Annotated in this window: 15 protein-coding genes; 12 read left to right on the top strand and 3 right to left on the bottom strand. The window is 65.0% G+C overall.

What is annotated here, in order from left to right:
- The first annotated feature begins 122 nt into the window (after positions 1-122).
- Entirely contained in the window at positions 123-1,901 is a 1,779-nt protein-coding gene (locus NLM31_RS12715; RefSeq protein WP_254192413.1) for an acyl-CoA dehydrogenase, read from the top strand.
- Positions 1,902-1,928: 27 nt separating this feature from the next.
- Here NLM31_RS12715 and NLM31_RS12710 read toward each other — a convergent pair whose 3' ends face one another.
- A complete protein-coding gene (locus NLM31_RS12710; RefSeq protein WP_254192412.1) occupies positions 1,929-3,188 on the bottom strand; it encodes an MFS transporter in 1,260 nt (419 codons plus the stop codon).
- Positions 3,189-3,486: 298 nt separating this feature from the next.
- Here NLM31_RS12710 and NLM31_RS12705 point away from each other — a divergent pair, with 298 nt between their 5' ends.
- The 8 genes from NLM31_RS12705 (at position 3,487) to NLM31_RS12670 (ending at position 12,471) form a co-directional block, all read left to right on the top strand.
- Positions 3,487-4,245, top strand: coding sequence for an enoyl-CoA hydratase-related protein (locus tag NLM31_RS12705; protein WP_254135302.1), 759 nt, complete (start codon positions 3,487-3,489; stop codon positions 4,243-4,245).
- 62 nt (positions 4,246-4,307) lie between these two features.
- The gene (locus NLM31_RS12700; RefSeq protein WP_254192411.1) at positions 4,308-5,963 is read left to right on the top strand and encodes a bifunctional UDP-sugar hydrolase/5'-nucleotidase; all 1,656 of its coding nucleotides are present in this window, start codon (positions 4,308-4,310) and stop codon (positions 5,961-5,963) included.
- A 135-nt stretch (positions 5,964-6,098) separates the two neighbouring features.
- A complete protein-coding gene (locus tag NLM31_RS12695; RefSeq protein ID WP_254129600.1) occupies positions 6,099-7,028 on the top strand; it encodes a histone deacetylase family protein in 930 nt (309 codons plus the stop codon).
- 74 nt (positions 7,029-7,102) lie between these two features.
- The gene (locus tag NLM31_RS12690; RefSeq protein WP_254129599.1) at positions 7,103-7,354 is read left to right on the top strand and encodes an exodeoxyribonuclease VII small subunit; all 252 of its coding nucleotides are present in this window, start codon (positions 7,103-7,105) and stop codon (positions 7,352-7,354) included.
- A 596-nt stretch (positions 7,355-7,950) separates the two neighbouring features.
- The gene (gene dxs, locus NLM31_RS12685; RefSeq protein ID WP_254192410.1) at positions 7,951-9,879 is read left to right on the top strand and encodes a 1-deoxy-D-xylulose-5-phosphate synthase; all 1,929 of its coding nucleotides are present in this window, start codon (positions 7,951-7,953) and stop codon (positions 9,877-9,879) included.
- 38 nt (positions 9,880-9,917) lie between these two features.
- Entirely contained in the window at positions 9,918-10,472 is a 555-nt protein-coding gene (locus tag NLM31_RS12680) for a nucleoside 2-deoxyribosyltransferase (RefSeq protein WP_254192409.1), read from the top strand.
- 27 nt (positions 10,473-10,499) lie between these two features.
- Positions 10,500-11,234 carry a TlyA family RNA methyltransferase gene (locus NLM31_RS12675; RefSeq protein ID WP_254129596.1) on the top strand — a complete coding sequence of 245 codons (735 nt, stop codon included), beginning with the start codon at positions 10,500-10,502 and terminating at the stop codon, positions 11,232-11,234.
- On the top strand, positions 11,227-12,471 hold the full coding sequence (locus NLM31_RS12670) for a methyltransferase (protein ID WP_254129595.1): 1,245 nt from the start codon (positions 11,227-11,229) through the stop codon (positions 12,469-12,471). The genes NLM31_RS12675 and NLM31_RS12670 overlap by 8 nt, the downstream gene beginning before the upstream one ends.
- Positions 12,472-12,475: 4 nt before the next feature.
- Here NLM31_RS12670 and NLM31_RS12665 read toward each other — a convergent pair whose 3' ends face one another.
- Positions 12,476-13,063 (bottom strand): hypothetical protein, encoded by a 588-nt coding sequence (locus NLM31_RS12665; protein WP_254192408.1) that lies wholly within the window; start codon positions 13,061-13,063, stop codon positions 12,476-12,478.
- A gap of 253 nt (positions 13,064-13,316) precedes the next feature.
- On the opposite strand from NLM31_RS12665, the gene NLM31_RS12660 reads away from it, so the two are divergent.
- Positions 13,317-14,375: a methyltransferase domain-containing protein gene (locus NLM31_RS12660; protein WP_254129593.1), complete on the top strand. Its 1,059-nt coding sequence runs from the start codon at positions 13,317-13,319 to the stop codon at positions 14,373-14,375.
- A gap of 28 nt (positions 14,376-14,403) precedes the next feature.
- On the opposite strand, the gene NLM31_RS12655 is transcribed toward NLM31_RS12660, so the two are convergent.
- Positions 14,404-14,787, bottom strand: coding sequence for a glyoxalase superfamily protein (locus NLM31_RS12655; protein ID WP_254129592.1), 384 nt, complete (start codon positions 14,785-14,787; stop codon positions 14,404-14,406).
- Between the two features lie 129 nt (positions 14,788-14,916).
- Here NLM31_RS12655 and NLM31_RS12650 point away from each other — a divergent pair, with 129 nt between their 5' ends.
- Both NLM31_RS12650 and NLM31_RS12645 read left to right on the top strand, forming a co-directional pair.
- Positions 14,917-15,564: a carboxymuconolactone decarboxylase family protein gene (locus NLM31_RS12650; RefSeq protein ID WP_254129591.1), complete on the top strand. Its 648-nt coding sequence runs from the start codon at positions 14,917-14,919 to the stop codon at positions 15,562-15,564.
- Positions 15,565-15,580: 16 nt separating this feature from the next.
- Positions 15,581-16,426 carry a nucleotidyltransferase domain-containing protein gene (locus tag NLM31_RS12645; RefSeq protein WP_254129590.1) on the top strand — a complete coding sequence of 282 codons (846 nt, stop codon included), beginning with the start codon at positions 15,581-15,583 and terminating at the stop codon, positions 16,424-16,426.
- Positions 16,427-16,430 lie beyond the last annotated feature (4 nt).

Here is a 16,430-nt window from a genome sequence, read left to right as displayed (position 1 = left end):
GGGGCCGGCCCGGCCACACTCTATTATAGGCTCGATCCCCGCCCGGCCCCGGCCCTCCCGCCCATTGAGACCTCCGGCGTTTCATGGGAATACGGCGCCAAACCTGTCCACGGGAGTGAGCCATGACCTACCGCGCGCCGATTTCTGACATGCTGCTGTCGCTCAACCATGGCGCCGGCCTCAAGGCCGCCGTGGACGCCGGCCATTACGGCGATTTCGACGGCGACATCGTGTCGGCGGTGCTGGAGGAAGCCGGCAAGTTCGCGACCGACGTGCTGGCGCCGCTCAACAAGGTCGGCGACGAGCACGGCATCAAGCTCGACGACGGCAAGGTCACGACCGCGCCGGGCTGGCCGGATGCCTACAAGCGCTGGACCGACGGCGGCTGGAACGCGGTGTCCGGGCCGGAAGATTTCGGCGGCCAGGGCCTGCCGATGGCGATCAACGCCGCCTGCACCGAAATCTGGAGCGCCTCCAACGTCGCCTTCGGCCTCTGCCCGCTGCTGACGGCGTCTGCAATCGAGGCGCTCGATGCGCATGGCAGCGACGAGCTGAAATCGATCTATCTCGAAAAGCTCGTCACCGGCGAATGGACCGGCACCATGCAGCTCACGGAAGCGCAGGCCGGCTCCGACGTCGGTGCGCTGCGCACCCGCGCCGACAGGCAGGCCGACGGCACCTATCGCATCAAGGGGACGAAGATCTTCATCACCTATGGCGAGCACGATATGACCGACAACATCGTGCATTTCGTGCTGGCGCGTCTGCCGGACGCGCCCGCCGGCACCAAGGGGATCTCGCTCTTTCTCGTTCCCAAGTTCATGGTCAATGCCGACGGCTCGCTCGGTGCGCGCAACGACATCTTCGCTTCCGGCGTCGAGCACAAGCTCGGCATGCACGCCTCGCCGACCTGCACCATGACCATGGGCGACCATGGCGGCGCGATCGGTTTCCTGATCGGCGAGGAGAACCAGGGCATGCGCTGCATGTTCACGATGATGAACCAGGCCCGTCTCGGCGTCGGCCTGGAGGGTGTCGGCGTCGCCGATCGCGCCTATCAGCAGGCGCTGGCCTATGCGCAGGAGCGCAAGCAGGGCCGCGCCGTCGGCAAGAAGGGCGACGGGTCGGATGCGATCTTCGTGCATCCCGACGTCAAGCGCATGCTGATGCGGATGCGGGCGCAGACCGCGGCCGCGCGCACCATCTGCTATGCGACCGCGGTCGCGCTCGACGTGTCCCTGCGCGCCAAGGATCCGAAGGTGCGCGCCGATGCTGCTGCGCGCGCCGCGCTGCTGACGCCGATGGCAAAGGGCTATTCCACCGATATCGGCAACGAGGTCGCCTATCTCGGCGTGCAGGTCCATGGCGGCATGGGCTTCATCGAGGAGACCGGCGCCGCGCAGCATTATCGCGATGCCCGCATCACCGCGATCTACGAGGGCACCAACGGCATCCAGGCGATCGACCTCGTCACCCGCAAGCTTGCGGCCAATGGCGGCGCGGCGGTGTGGGCGCTGCTCGACGAGCTCTCCGCCACCGTGAAGCAGGTCGAAGCTTCCAACGATCCTGCCTTCGGCACCACGGGCGTGAAACTGCGCGAGGCGCTGGAGGCGCTGACGCGCACGAGCAAGTGGCTGCTGGAGCGCGTCACCTCGGCGCCGAACGAGGCGCTCGCCGGCGCGACGCCGTATCTGCAGCAGTTCGGCGCGACGCTCGGCGGCTGCATGCTGGCCTCCGAGGCGCTCGCCGCCAAGGCCGACGGCAACACGGAAGCCGCGCGCTACGTTTCGCTCGCACGCTTCTTCGCCGAAAACATCACGGTGCAGGCGCCCGCGCTCGAGCGCATCGTAACGGAGAGCGCGGAGTCGGTCGCCGCGGCGGATGCAGTGTTGCTGGGGTAACCTGAAAGCGTGGACACGTCGGGTGGATTATCCCACCTTACGATCCTGCTCGGGCGATAGATCGCGCGTGACGGCTGCCCGTCTTCCCGGCCGCCACAGCACGATGCCGGCCGCAATGACATCGAGCACCACGCACATCGCGAACGCCATGGTGTAATCGCCGCTCACGCTGCGCACGAGGCCGACAATGCCGGGGCCGAAGGCGCTGACGATGCCGCTGATCGACGTCCCCAACCCCATCGCGGCTGCGAAAGCCGTGCTGCCGATCTCGCGCTGGATGATCAAAGGCGGAAACGTGATCATGTTGCCGATCGAGAAGCCATAGACGGCGCAACATATGAGCAGCACGGTCGGGCTCTGGCTTTGCAGCAGAACGAACAGCGCCGCCGCCTGGCTCGTCATCGACGCCGCGCAGGCAAGCCGCGGATCGAGCCGGTCGACGAACAGGCCGAGCGACAGCCGGCCGACCACCGCCATCGCGGCCATGATGGTGACCGCCAGGCCGGCACTGGCGCGGCCGATCAGCGGCTCGAGAAACGTCACCTGATGGATGATGAATCCCATTTGCGCGAGCAGCGCGATCGCGATCGGCAGGACCATGGTCCAGAATGACGCGTTGGCGAGCAGATCCTTGCGCGAATGACCCGCGGCCTTGGCCCCGGATATACCGGCTGCATTCGGTGCCGCATCGACCGGCCAGCCGGTGAAGACGACGACGACCGGCAGCACCAGCACCACCATCACGATGGTGGCCACCAGCATGGCTGAGCGGAAGCCGATGCTGCTGCTGAGCGCCAGCAAGACCGGGACGAGGATGATGCCGCCGAAGGTCGCGCCGTTGAAGGCGAGGCTGAGCGCAAGCCCGCGGCGCCGCGCGAACCACGCGTTCAGCACGGTTGCGATCACCACCGAGCCCATGCCGGTCCAGCCGACCGACATCAGCGCATAGGCAAGATAGAGCTGCCAGGGCGCCTGCATCAGAGCCAGCAGCGCGGTCGATGCGCCAAGCGCGGCCAGCCCGCACAGGATCAACGCCCGCAGCCCGATGCGGGCAAGCAGATCGTCGGTGAAGATGACAAGGACGGAGGTCAGCAGGAACGAGAATGTGCTGGCCGTGGACACCAGCGTACCGGGCCAGCCATGCGCGCGCTGGAGCTCGGCGAGATAGACGCCCTGGCCATAGAGACCAAAGCCGAACATGAAGAAGGCCATCAGGAAGCAGGCCAGCACCACGCGCCAGCCGCGGTAGTGAACCGAGGATTCGTCAACGCCCGTTGCGGCAATCATCGATCAAGTGTCGGCCTCCTGAACGAGACGGCTGATCGTGCCGCACAACCACCGGTTTTTCAAATTAAACATTGTAGCCAATTGTTGCAATGCGCAAAACGCCGCAGCATATGGGAGGCAGCTTTCGCATCACGGTTCCCCCGTACGAATGCAATGTCGGACGGGTGTCATGCAACCGTCCACCGGCATCCCCACCGAATTGGTGAGCCGCAGGATTGGCACGCCGGCCGGATCATGTAGGCTGAGCTATGCTAAGACTCGCCGATGGCAGGCGCCGCGGCGGCCGCAGGGAGTGTTCATGCCGAACGGCAATATCGTCGTCACCGAAGAGCGTGGAACGCGCGTCATCACCCTGCGCCGTCCGAGCAAGAAGAACGCGATCACCCAGGACATGTATCGCGAGATGAGCCGCGCGATCGACACCGCGCAGAACAATCCCGATATCCGTTGCATGATCATCACCGGCGGCTCCGGCGTGTTCACGGCCGGCGATGACATCGACGATTTCATGCACGCGGATACTTCGCGTCCGGAAACCTTGTCGGACGGCGCCAAATTTCTCTATTCGCTCACCCTCAACGTCAAACCGATCATTGCCGCCGTGGACGGTGCCTCGATCGGCGTGGGGACGGTGATGCTGTTCCACTGCGACTATGTGCTCGCCTCCACCGCTGCGACATTCTCCGCGCCCTATATCCATCTCGGACTCGTGCCGGTCGGAGCCGCCAGCCTGTTGATGCCGCACACGATGGGATACCAGCGCGCCTTTGCAATGCTGGTGATGGGACGCAGCTTCACCGCCGCGGAGGCCCATGCCGCCGGCTTCGTCAACACCGTGGTGTCGCCGGGACATACCGAGGTCGAGGCCCGCAAGGTGGCGCGCGAGATCTGCCGGCTGCCGGCCGAAGCGGTTGCGACCTCGCGCAAGCTGCTGCGTGCCCCGCCGGAAGAACTCACCCGCCGCATCGATCAGGAGGGCCATCTGTTCGGCGAGCGGCTGAAGTCCGACGAAGCGATCGCCGCGTTCAATGCGTTTGCGAACAGGAAGAAGCGGTAGGCCTCGGCGCGATCACGACAATGCTTCGTGAAATCTTCGCGCGGAACGACTACTCTGATTCCATGCGATACCAATCCGTCCTTGCTGCGCTCGCGCTCATCTTCGCCCTGCCCGCCGCAGCCCAGACCGCGGCGCCGGTCGAGTTGCGCATCCTCGCGATCAACGATTTCCACGGCAATCTCCGTCCGCCGCCGGGCGGCATCCGCATCAACGATCCCGAAGACAAGAGCAAGAAGGTGATGGTGGCCGCCGGCGGCGCCGAGTACATGGCGACGCTGGTGAAGCAATTGCGCGAGGGGCACAAGAACACCATCTTCGTCGCCGCCGGCGACCTGATCGGTGCGAGCCCGTTCCTGTCGGCGATGTTTCACGACGAACCGTCGGTCGAGGCGCTCTCGATGATGGGGCTTGCGATCACCTCGGTCGGCAATCACGAATTCGACGAGGGCAAGACCGAGCTGCTCAGGATGCAGAACGGCGGCTGCCATCCGGAAGATGGATGCCAGGGGCCGCATCCGTTCACCGGAGCAAAATTCCACTACCTCGCGGCTTCCACCATCGAGACCGCGACCGGCAAGAGCGTGTTGCCGCCTTACGAGATCAGGGAGTTCGAGGGCATCCCGGTCGCCTTTATCGGGCTGACCTTGAAGGAGACCGCCGACATCGTCTCTCCGTCGGGCATTGCCGGGCTCGAATTTCGCGACGAGGCCGAGACGGTGAACGCGCTGGTGCCGCAACTGAAGGCGCGCGGCGTCGAGGCGATCGTGGTGCTGATCCACCAGGGCGGCGAGCCCTCCGGCGACTACAACGAATGCCCGGCGATCACGGGGCCGATCGTCGACATCGTCAAGAAGTTCGATCGCGCCGTCGACGTCGTGGTCAGCGGCCACACCCATCGTGCCTATGTTTGCAATATCGACGGCAGGCTGGTCACCAGCGGCGATAAATACGGCACGCTGGTCACCGCGATCGACCTCAAGCTCGATCCGGCGACGCGCGACATCGTCAGCGCCAAGGCCGAGAACGTCATCGTCGCCAACGCGTCGCTGGCCAAGGATCCCGAGCAGACCGCGCTGATCGACGCCTATGACAAGCTCTCGGCGCCGATTGCCAACCGGCCGGCCGGATCGGTGACGCAGACGCTGTCGCGCGTCCCGAACGAAGCCGGTGAAAGCCCGCTCGGCGACGTCATTGCCGATGCACAGCTCGCCGCAACCAGGGACGCCAAGGATGGCAGCGCTGTCATCGCGCTCACCAATCCCGGCGGCATCCGCACCGACATCATCCCGAAAGAGAACGGCGCGGTGTCCTACGGCGAGCTGTTCGCGAGCCAGCCATTTCGCAACCGCCTCGTCACGATGACGCTCACCGGCAGCCAGCTCAAGGACATGCTGGAGCAGCAATGGCTCGATCCGAAGCGGCCGCGGATCCTCCAGGTGTCGATCGGATTTAGCTACAGCTGGGATGCGTCAAAGCAGTTCGGCGAACGCGTGATGGCCGACAAAATGACGCTCAATGGCAAACCGATCGAGCCGGGTACCGGCTACCGCGTGACCGTCAACGATTACCTCGCCGTCGGCGGCGACGGGTTTACGGTCGCGAAACAGGGCGCTTCGCCGCAATATGGCGGCTATGACGCCGATGCGCTGTTTGCCTTTTTCAAGGCACATGGTCCGATCGGCCCGCTGCCGCCGACCCGCATCCTGCGCGTGAATTGATGCGGATGAAGCCCGCGCGGAACGGGACAACCCTTTGCCATTCGCGGTGGAACGCATAGATTGGGTTTTGCATTGCGTTTTGGCGCCGGATGCGCCAAGCGACGTCGAGAGTTCGTTCCCTGTGAGGCCGACCTGATGAGCACGCTCCTCCTTTCCCACAAGGCCTGCCTCGACCACGTCACGCCGCCGGGACACCCTGAAAGACCCGACCGCCTGCGCGCGGTGGAGGAGGCGCTGTCGGTCGAGCGCTTCCAGTTCCTGGCGCGCGACCTCGCGCCGGAGGGCGATCTCGATCTCGTCACGCTGTGCCACAACGAGCATTACGTCACCGAGCTGCGCCATATCGCGCCGACCAGCGGCCAGGTCTATATCGACGGCGACACCTCGATGTCCCCCGGCACGTGGGAAGCGGTGATGCGCGGCGTCGGCGGCGCGGTGGCTGCGACCGAAGCGGTGATGAACGGCGAGCACCGCAACGCCTTCGTCGCGGTGCGCCCGCCCGGCCATCACGCCGAGATCGGCAAGCCGATGGGCTTCTGCTTCTTCGACAATGTCGCGATCGCCGCGCGCCATGCGCAGCGCAAATACGGCATCAAGCGCGCGGCCATCGTCGATTTCGACGTTCACCACGGCAACGGCACCCAGGACATCTTCTGGTCTGACCCGACCGTGATGTACTGCTCGACGCATCAAATGCCGCTGTTTCCGGGCACCGGCGCCAAGGGCGAGCGCGGCGATCACGACACCATCGTCAATGCACCGCTCGCCTCGGAAGACGGCGGGCCCGAATTCCGCAGCGCGTTCGAGAATCTGATCCTGCCGCAACTCGAGAAATTCAGCCCTGAGCTGCTCATCATCTCCGCGGGCTTCGACGCGCATTACCGCGATCCGCTGGCTTCGCTGAATTTGCGCGCGGAGGACTATTCCTGGGTTACGCGCAAGCTGATGGACCTCGCCGACAAGTCCGCTGGCGGCCGCGTTGTTTCTGTGCTCGAAGGCGGCTACGATCTGCAAGGACTGAAAGAATCTGTTACGGCGCATGTCGGCGCCCTGATGGGCGCCTAGACGGACCCGCCACATTAAGCCCGCAAAACCCTGCTGTTTGAGATGGCAAGCGAATCGGGCAATCGGAAACGGATATGGCCGAAAATACCCAAGTCGACGTCTCCCGGCTCACCTTCGAGCGCGCGATCGAGGAACTCGAAACGATCGTGAAGCGGCTCGAGGACGGCAAGGTGCCGCTCGAGGAATCCGTCACGATCTACGAGCGCGGCGAAGCCCTGAAGCGCCGCTGCGAGGAATTGTTGCGCCAGGCCGAGGCTCGGGTCGACAAGATCACCACCGACGCCAGCGGCCAAGCGGTCGGAACCGCACCGCTCGACGTGCAGTAAAAGGGCGCTCTCTTTCCCAAAGCTGCCCGTCCCGAGCATCGGTCGCCTGCATTTTTTCAAGATCGCACGCCGCTATCTCTGCTCCCGGCAGCGAGCAGCCGGGCACCAAAATTGACGGGTTCCCGCGCTGACGCGTTTTCGCCCGGCGAATCCCGTAAAAATGGCTGTTCTTTCGCCCAGAATCCTGCCAAGGAACCGGGCAAGATTGGAACTTCCCCGCCGGCGCCGCGATTAACCAAATTGGCCCGCCGGTTGCACCTGCATACCCGTAAGCGGTCGGGCGGGTTGGCTTTGGCCGAAGCTTTGGTGTAAAGCTGCGCGGAGTGTGGCTTTTTGTTAGCTTTGACGTGGGGACCGATTTCCGACGACAAGAGCTTCAAATCGCTAATGAAATTGGCTGGGACGGACGAAGCCGATCTACGTGACAGGGATCACAGAGACTGAACCGGAGCGCACTTAAGCTCACCTAAGCTTGAAGACGGGGCCTTGCCCCATGCAGGTGGCTCCGACGGTTTGAGGACTCGCGCTGCGCCGACATTGTGCAAACCCATCGCGCACCGGAATGACCTTCCGGCGCTGACAAATTGGAAATCGCCGTGAACGCATATAGTAAAACGCCGCTTCTCGACACCATCCGGACGCCGGAAGACCTGCGCAAGCTCAAGGTCGAGCAGGTTCGCCAGGTCGCCGACGAGCTGCGTCAGGAGACCATCGATGCCGTCTCGGTGACCGGCGGTCACTTCGGCGCGGGTCTCGGTGTGGTCGAGCTCACCACCGCGATCCACTACGTCTTCGACACGCCGCGCGATCGGCTGATCTGGGACGTCGGCCACCAGGCCTATCCGCACAAGATCCTCACCGGACGCCGCGACCGCATCCGCACCTTGCGCACCGGCGGCGGCCTCTCCGGCTTCACCAAGCGCAGCGAGAGCGATTACGATCCGTTCGGCGCCGCGCATTCCTCGACCTCGATCTCCGCCGGCCTCGGCATGGCCGTCGCGCGCGACCTCGCTGGTGGCAAGAACAACGTTATCGCAGTGATCGGTGACGGTGCGATGTCGGCAGGCATGGCCTACGAGGCCATGAACAATGCGGGCGCCATGAACTCGCGCCTGATCGTCATCCTCAACGACAATGACATGTCGATCGCGCCGCCGGTCGGCGCCATGAGCGCCTATCTGTCGCGCCTCTACTCCGGCAAGACCTATCGCACGCTGCGCGATGCGGCCAAGCAGATCAACAAGCGCCTGCCGAAGATCCTCGCCAACCGCGCCAACCGCGTCGAGGAATATTCCCGCGGCTTCATGATGGACGGCGGCACGCTGTTCGAAGAGCTCGGCTTCTACTACGTCGGCCCGATCGACGGCCATAACCTCGACCATCTGCTGCCCGTGCTGAAGAACGTGCGCGACATGGAGACCGGCCCGATCCTGGTCCACGTCGTGACACAGAAGGGCAAGGGCTACGGCCCGGCGGAAGCGTCCGCCGACAAGTACCACGCCGTCGTCAAGTTCGACGTCGCGACCGGCACCCAGGCGAAAGCCAAGCCGAACGCGCCGGCCTACCAGAACGTGTTCGGCCAGAGCCTGGTCAAGGAAGCCCAGAAGGACGAGAAGATCGTCGCCATCACCGCGGCGATGCCGTCGGGCACCGGCGTCGACATCTTCAACAAGGCTTTCCCCGACCGCACCTTCGACGTCGGTATCGCCGAGCAGCACGCGGTGACCTTCGCCGCCGGTCTTGCGACCGAAGGCTACAAGCCGTTCTGCGCGATCTACTCGACCTTCCTGCAGCGCGGCTACGACCAGATCGTCCATGACGTCGCGATCCAGAACCTGCCCGTGCGCTTCGCCATCGACCGCGCCGGCCTTGTCGGTGCCGACGGCGCGACGCATGCCGGCTCGTTCGACAACGCCTATCTCGGCTGTCTGCCGAACATGGTGATCATGGCGGCGGCCGACGAAGCCGAACTCGTGCACATGGTGGCGACCCAGGTTGCGATCGACGACCGTCCGAGCTCGCTGCGCTATCCGCGCGGCGAAGGCCGCGGCATCGAGATGCCCGACGTCGGCGTTCCCCTCGAGATCGGCAAGGGACGCATGATCCGCCAGGGCAACAAGATCGCCCTGCTCTCCTTCGGCACGCGTCTGGCCGAATGCGAGAAGGCGGCTGACGAACTCGCCGCCCATGGCCTCTCGACCTCGATCGCGGATGCGCGCTTCATGAAGCCGCTCGACACCGAGCTGGTGCTCAAGCTCGCCCGCGACCACGACGTTCTGATCACGGTGGAAGAAGGTTCGATCGGCGGCTTCGGCTCGCATGTCGCGCAGTTCCTGACCGATCAGGGCGTGCTCGACACCGGCATGGTCAAGTTCCGCACGATGGTCCTGCCCGACGTGTTCCAGGATCACGACACGCCGAACGCGATGTACGCCCGCGCCGGTCTCGACGCCAAGGGCATCGTCGCCAAGGTGTTCGAAGCGCTCGGCAAGGACGTCAAGACCGAGACGGTCAAGCTCGCCTGAGGGCGAGCTTCGACCTCACGCGAAGCGGCGCGACGTTCATGAAAATCTATCTGGCAGGTCCCGATGTGTTCCTGCCGGATGCGGTTGAGATCGGCCGGCAGAAAGCCGCGATCTGCGCTGCCCACGGCCTCATCGGCCTCTACCCCCTCGACAACGCCATCGACCTCACCGCGCCTGATGCGTCGCGGCAGATCTTCTGCGGCAACGAGGCCATGATGGACGGGGCCGACGCCATCATCGCCAATCTCACCCCGTTCCGCGGCGCCGGTGCCGATCCCGGCACCGTCTACGAGCTCGGCTACATGGCCGGGCGCCGCAAGTTCTGCCTGGCCTATTCCAACGATGGCGCCAGCTATGCCGACCGCGTCAGGCGCTTCACGGCCGTCACCGCTGAAGACGGGCGGCTGGTCGACGCACAGGGGCTGACGGTCGAGGATTTCGGCCTCGTCGACAATCTCATGATGATCCACGCGCTGGAGCTGCACGGCTGCCCACTGGTGACGCCGGCAGAACCACCGGCCGACGTCTGGCACGATCTCGCCGCGTTCGAGACTTGCGTCCGGATCGCAGCCGCGCGATTGATCGCATCATAGACGTTTCAATCGTCTCTCGGAGAGATCATGTCCCCTGCCCGCAAGCGTGCGGATGTTCTGCTGGTCGAGCGCGGCCTGTTCGAGAGCCGGGCGCGGGCGCGCGCGGCGATCGAGGCCGGCCTCGTCACGGCCGACGACAAGCAGGTCGCCAAACCCTCGGAGACGATCGCCGAGGACGCCGTGATCCAGGCCGAGCCGGCGCACCCCTATGTGTCGCGCGGTGGCGTCAAGCTCGCGGGCGCATTGGAGCGGTATCCGATCGACATCGAGGACCATGTCTGCCTCGACGTCGGCGCCTCCACCGGCGGCTTCACCGAAGTGCTGCTGGCGAATGGCGCGAGCCTGGTGTTCGCCATCGACGTCGGCACCAGCCAGCTGCACGCCTCGCTGCGCGATCATCCAAAGATCGTATCGATGGAGGCGACCGACATTCGCAGCTATGAGGGCAAGCGACTGCCGGCGCGGCCCGATGTCGTCGTGATCGACGTCAGTTTCATTTCGCTGAAGACCGTGCTGCCGGTGGCGCTGTCGCTGGCCGCCGCGCCGATGAGCCTGCTGGCGCTGATCAAGCCGCAGTTCGAAGCCGATCGGAAGCACAACAAGAAGGGCATCGTCCGCGACGCCGCGGTGCATCAGGAAATCTGCGACGACATCGCGACCTTTGCCGCGTCGCTCGGCTGCACCGACATCGCGGTGTTTCCCTCCTCGATCGCAGGCGGCGACGGCAACATCGAATTCTTCCTGGGCGCGCGCCGTGGTTGAACGCATCACGATCGATCATGTGGGCCATCGCGGCGATGGCGTCTCGCTCACGACCGGCGATGCGGTTTACGTGCCCTACACGCTTGGCGGCGAGAGCGTCGAGGTCGACCATGTCGCCGGTCATCCCGACCGCCGCAAGCTGCTCGCGGTCGACGTCGCAAGCCCCGAGCGCGTTGAGCCGTTCTGCCCACATTTCGGCATCTGCGGCGGCTGCGCCATCCAGCATTGGGCGGCCGAGCCCTATCACGCGTGGAAGCGCAACATCGTGGTCGAGACGCTGGCGCAGGCCGGCCTCGATTGCGAGGTGGCGCCGCTGGTCGATGCCCACGGCACCGGCCGAAGGCGCGTGACGCTGCACGGAAGGTTCGGCACGCATGACGTGCTCAAGGTCGGCTTCTCGGCCGCAAGCTCGCACGACGTGATCCCGATCCATCGCTGCCCGATCCTCGATCCTGCGCTCGACGGTGCGCTCGATGCCGCCTGGGCGCTCGCGGAGCCGCTGACGTCAAAAATGCCGGTGACGAAACCGCTCGATATCCAGGTGACCGCGACCGCCAATGGTCTCGATGTCGACGTGCGCGGCTCCGGGCCGCTGCCGACGCCTCTGGTCACGGCGCTATCGCGCGTCGCCGAGCAGCATGACCTGGCGCGGCTGACGCGGCATGGTGAGCTGGTGCTGCAACGCCTGCCGCCGACGATCAGGATGGGCCGTGCCGAGGTGACGCTGCCGCCGGGCTCGTTCCTGCAGGCAACGGTGGCGGGAGAAGAGACGCTCGCTGCACTCGTTGCCGAGCGCCTCGGCAAGGCGAAGGAGGTCCTCGATCTCTTCTGCGGCGTCGGCCCGTTCGCATTGCGGCTCGCCGAGAAGGCCCGCGTCACCGCTTACGACAATGACGCCGGCGCGATCGCCGCGCTCGCGAAGGCCGCGCGCACGCCGGGGCTGAAGCCGATCAAGGCCGAGCCGCGCGACCTGTTCCGCCGTCCGCTGGTGCCGCCGGAGTTGCGCGATATCGATGCCGTGGTGTTCGATCCGCCGCGCCAGGGCGCACAAGCGCAGGCGCTGAAACTCGCGGCGAGCAAGGTACCGGTCGTGATCGCGGTGTCCTGCAATGTCGCAACCTTCGCACGCGACGCGAGGCTGCTGATCGATGGCGGTTACAAGATCGACGCCGTGGTCCCGGTCGACCAGTTCCGCCACACCCCGCACGTGGAGCTGGTGGCGCGATTTACGCGATGAAGCCCTAGTGTCGTAGCTGACCGAGCGCCGGCGACTCGCCGGGCAGCATGTCCGACCTGATATCGCTATCCATGCGGCCCGAGCCTCGCTGGGAAAAACCGGCCCCGAACGACAGGCTGAGGTTCGACGTCGGTTTGAACTCGACACCGGCGAAGCCGCCATAGCTGGGCGCAGCGCCGGAGGTCAGCGGCGCAACCGAACTGCCGATGCCGTTGCCATATTTCAGCGTGTCGAAGCCGGCAAAGAACGTCACGGGCATGCCACCGGCGCTCTTCATGTTGTAGCCGAACTGCGTGCTGTCGTAAGACAGCGCGCTGAAATTACCGGCCGGACCCGGCTGGCTGAAACCGCTCAGACCGAGATTGCCGCTCTGGCTTCCGACAAAGAAACCGGGACGAAAGCCATAGCCGCTCGCATCGCCGGCATTGAAGGCCGGGAAATTACCGTAGCTGTCGGCGCTGTTGCCAAAGCCGAAAGCCCCGCCCGGAATCCAATATTGCAGGGGGGCGACCTGCGCATGAGCCGGTGCTCCACCGAAGCAGAGCACCGCGAAGAGAGTTGCGAGACCGCAGGAACGTACAAGGCTGGGCATTCAGGTAACCGTCAGAATGGTCACAAATTATACGCCGGGGCCCGCTCCAATACCAGCGATGCGATGCCGGTGACTGCGCCATCCGGTTCCCGGATCACCTCTTCCTGACGCTTTGAACCTCCTCCGTGGCGAATTGACCCATTGAGAGGACGCGCAAGTTCAGGCCGCGGGCTTGACCGCGAATGCCTGGCGCCGTCCCGCAGCGCGATTGCGCAGACCCTTGAAAATACGCAACCTTTGTAAGGAGGTCGTCATGGAGGTCAATGCCGACAGGTTGAATGCCTTTATGGGCAAGATGGTCACCGAGTTCGGCGCGGCGATGAATGCATCGCTGGTGCTGCTCGGAGACAAGCTCGGTCTCTACCGGACCCTCGCCGCCAAGGGGCCGATGAGTTCGTCCGAGCTCGCGAGCGCCACCGGAACGACGGAGCGCTATATCCGCGAATGGCTGTCGAGCCAGGCGGCATCCGGCTACATCGAATACGATTCCGCATCACGAAAGTTTTCGATGCTGCCGGAGCAGGCGATGGCGCTTGCCGACGAGGATAGTCCGGTTTTCCTCGGTGCATTCGGCAACGTCATCGCATCGGCGTTTCTCGACGAGCCGAAGGTCTCGGACGCATTCAAGTCCGGCAAGGGCGTCGGCTGGAACCGGCGCAGCGAGTGCCTGTTCTGCGGCACGGCCCGCTTCTTCCGCACCGGCTACATGCACCACCTCGTGCAGGAATGGCTGCCCGCGCTCGACGGCGTCGTGGACAAGCTGAAGCGCGGCGCCAAGGTCGCCGATGTCGGCTGCGGCCATGGCGTCTCGACACGCTTGATGGCCGAGGCCTTCCCGAAGTCACGCTTCTACGGCTTCGACTATCACGAGGGTTCGATCGAGGCCGCGCGCAAGGCGGCAGCCGAGGCGAAGCTCGGTGATCGCGTCAGCTTCGCGGTTCATTCGGCCAAGACCTATCCGGCCGAGGGCTATGATCTCGTCTGCTTCTTCGATTGCCTGCACGACATGGGCGATCCCGTCGGCGCGATCAGCCACGTGCGACAGACCATGGCGAAGGACGGCACCTGCATGCTGGTCGAACCGTTCGCGGGCGACCGCCTCGAGGACAATCTCAATCCGGTCGGGCGCGTCTATTACGCGGCGTCGACCATGATCTGCACCCCGGCCTCGCTCGATCAGGAGGTGGGCCTCGCACTCGGCGCGCAAGCCGGCGAAGCACGGCTGCGCAAGGTCGCCAGCGAAGGCGGCCTATCGCGCTTCCGCCGGGCCGCCGAGACGCCCTTCAACCTGATCCTGGAAGCACGGATCTGAGCCTGATCGCGACGGGCGCGGCCGGCCGTCAGGCCGCCGCGTCCGTGCCCATGCCAAATGTGACTTGATTGCCGTCGGCATCGACGACATCGAAATCGCGCATGCCGTAGTCGCGGTCCTCCGGCCGGTTGATGAGCCTCGCGCCGCGTCCGGACAGCTCGGTGTAGAGCCGGTCCACGTCGCGGACGAAGATGCAGAGGCCGCCCTGCCCGGGCAGTCGTTTCGTTGCCGCCGCCGCGAGCAGATGCAGGGCCACCTCGTCGCGGCACAGGCAAGCGTAAGACAAGGGCGAGCCATATTCGAAAGTGACCTGAAAGCCGAGTACATCACGGTAATAAGCGAGGCTCGCTTCGATGTCGGAGACGACGAAGACGGTCGCGGAGCCGACCATCATCGCGGTTTCGTCGGTCATGAGGTTCTCCCATCCTGCAAGCGATCTCCAGCACGCAGCCTAGCATGCGCAGCGGACATCTTGCACGGGTCGCGCCGCACCGTAAGCTGGCGATCGAACAAGGCGGCACAAGTCCGCCGGGATGGGAGGATGACGATGAAATATTCCGGCCTGGCGCTGGCCGCGCTGCTCGCTGTGACGATCCCGGGAGCGGCCCGCGCGGCCGAGCCGACCCGCTTCGTGCCGCTGAAGCCCGACGAGCTTTCGGCACCGCAGAAGGAATGGGCGGACGCGATCGCGGTGCCGCCGCGCAATGCCAAATTCACCAACCCACCCTATCGCGCCTACATCCGCAATCCCGTGCTCGCGCCGAAGCTCTCGGCGATGTCGGATTATCTGCGCTGGAATTCGTCGCTGCCGGCGCGCTTAAGCGAATTCGCCATCCTGATCACGGCGCGCCAGTGGACGGCGCAATATGAATGGTTCGCGCATTATCCGCTCGCGATGAAGGCCGGTCTCGATCCGCAGGTCGCCAAGGACCTCGCAAACGGCGTACGGCCGCAGGCGATGAAGGACGACGAGGCCGCGCTTTACGACCTCGCGACGGCGCTCTATCGCGACAGGAAGGTCTCCGACGACGTCTATCGCGCCGCGCAGCAGAAATTCGGCGAGCGCGGCATCATGGATATCATCGGCCTGATCGGCTATTACGATCTGGTCTCGATGACGCTGATCACGATGCAGGCGGAAGCCCCGAATGACAGCGTGCCGCCATTGCCACCGCTCGCGGCGAAATAGCTGAACCCGACCGCCGATGCCGCACGATCCGTTGCTCACGCGCCTGACGTCCGCCTTTGCCGAGGTGCCGGGCATCGCGGCCATCGTGCTCGGCGGCTCGCGTGCGCGAGGCAGCGCGCATCCGACGTCCGACTACGATATCGGCCTCTACTTCACGGCGGCCGCGCCGCTCGATACGGAACGGCTGCTGGCGGCCGCAAAAGCAGTCGCCGACAACCCCGCGGTCGCTTCGGTGACACCAATCGGTGAGTGGGGACCGTGGATCATCGGCGGTGCGTGGTTGTCGGTCGAAGGACACAAGGTCGATCTGCTCTACCGCAACGCCGATGCCGTCGAAGCCGTGATGGAAGCCTGCCATGCCGGGGCCGTCACCATGGACTATCAGCCCGGCCATCCGCACGGCTTCTGCTCGGCGATCTGGATGGGCGAGATTGCGTATTGCGAACCGATGCATGATCCGCAGGGCCTGATCGCCCGGCTGAAATCGATCGCGCAGCCTTATCCCGAAGCGTTGCGCGATGCTCTGATCCGGCGCTTTCGGTGGGAGGTGCTGTTCGGCATCGAGAACGCCGAGCTTGCCATCGCCCGCGACGATCAGACCCATGTCGCCGGATGCATCTACCGATCGCTCGCCTGCACTGCACAGGTCCTGTTCGCGCTGAACGCACGCTATCTCATCAACGAGAAGGGCGCGCTGCTCGAAGCCGCGCGCTTGCCGCTGACGATTCCGCATCTGGCCGAACGGGCAAACGAGGTCTGGCAATTGTTCGGCGACGGCGCGCTTGCGTCAGCCTGCCAGGTGTTGCGGGACATCGATCGGCAATTGCAGGTGCTGACACAGTCGAACGGGAAGCAGCGTTGAGCGA

The sequence above is a fragment of the Bradyrhizobium sp. CCGUVB4N genome (assembly GCF_024199945.1).
GTDB lineage: Bacteria > Pseudomonadota > Alphaproteobacteria > Rhizobiales > Xanthobacteraceae > Bradyrhizobium.
Note: the sequence above shows the minus strand (reverse complement) of the source record. Positions and strands in the feature narration are given on the sequence as shown.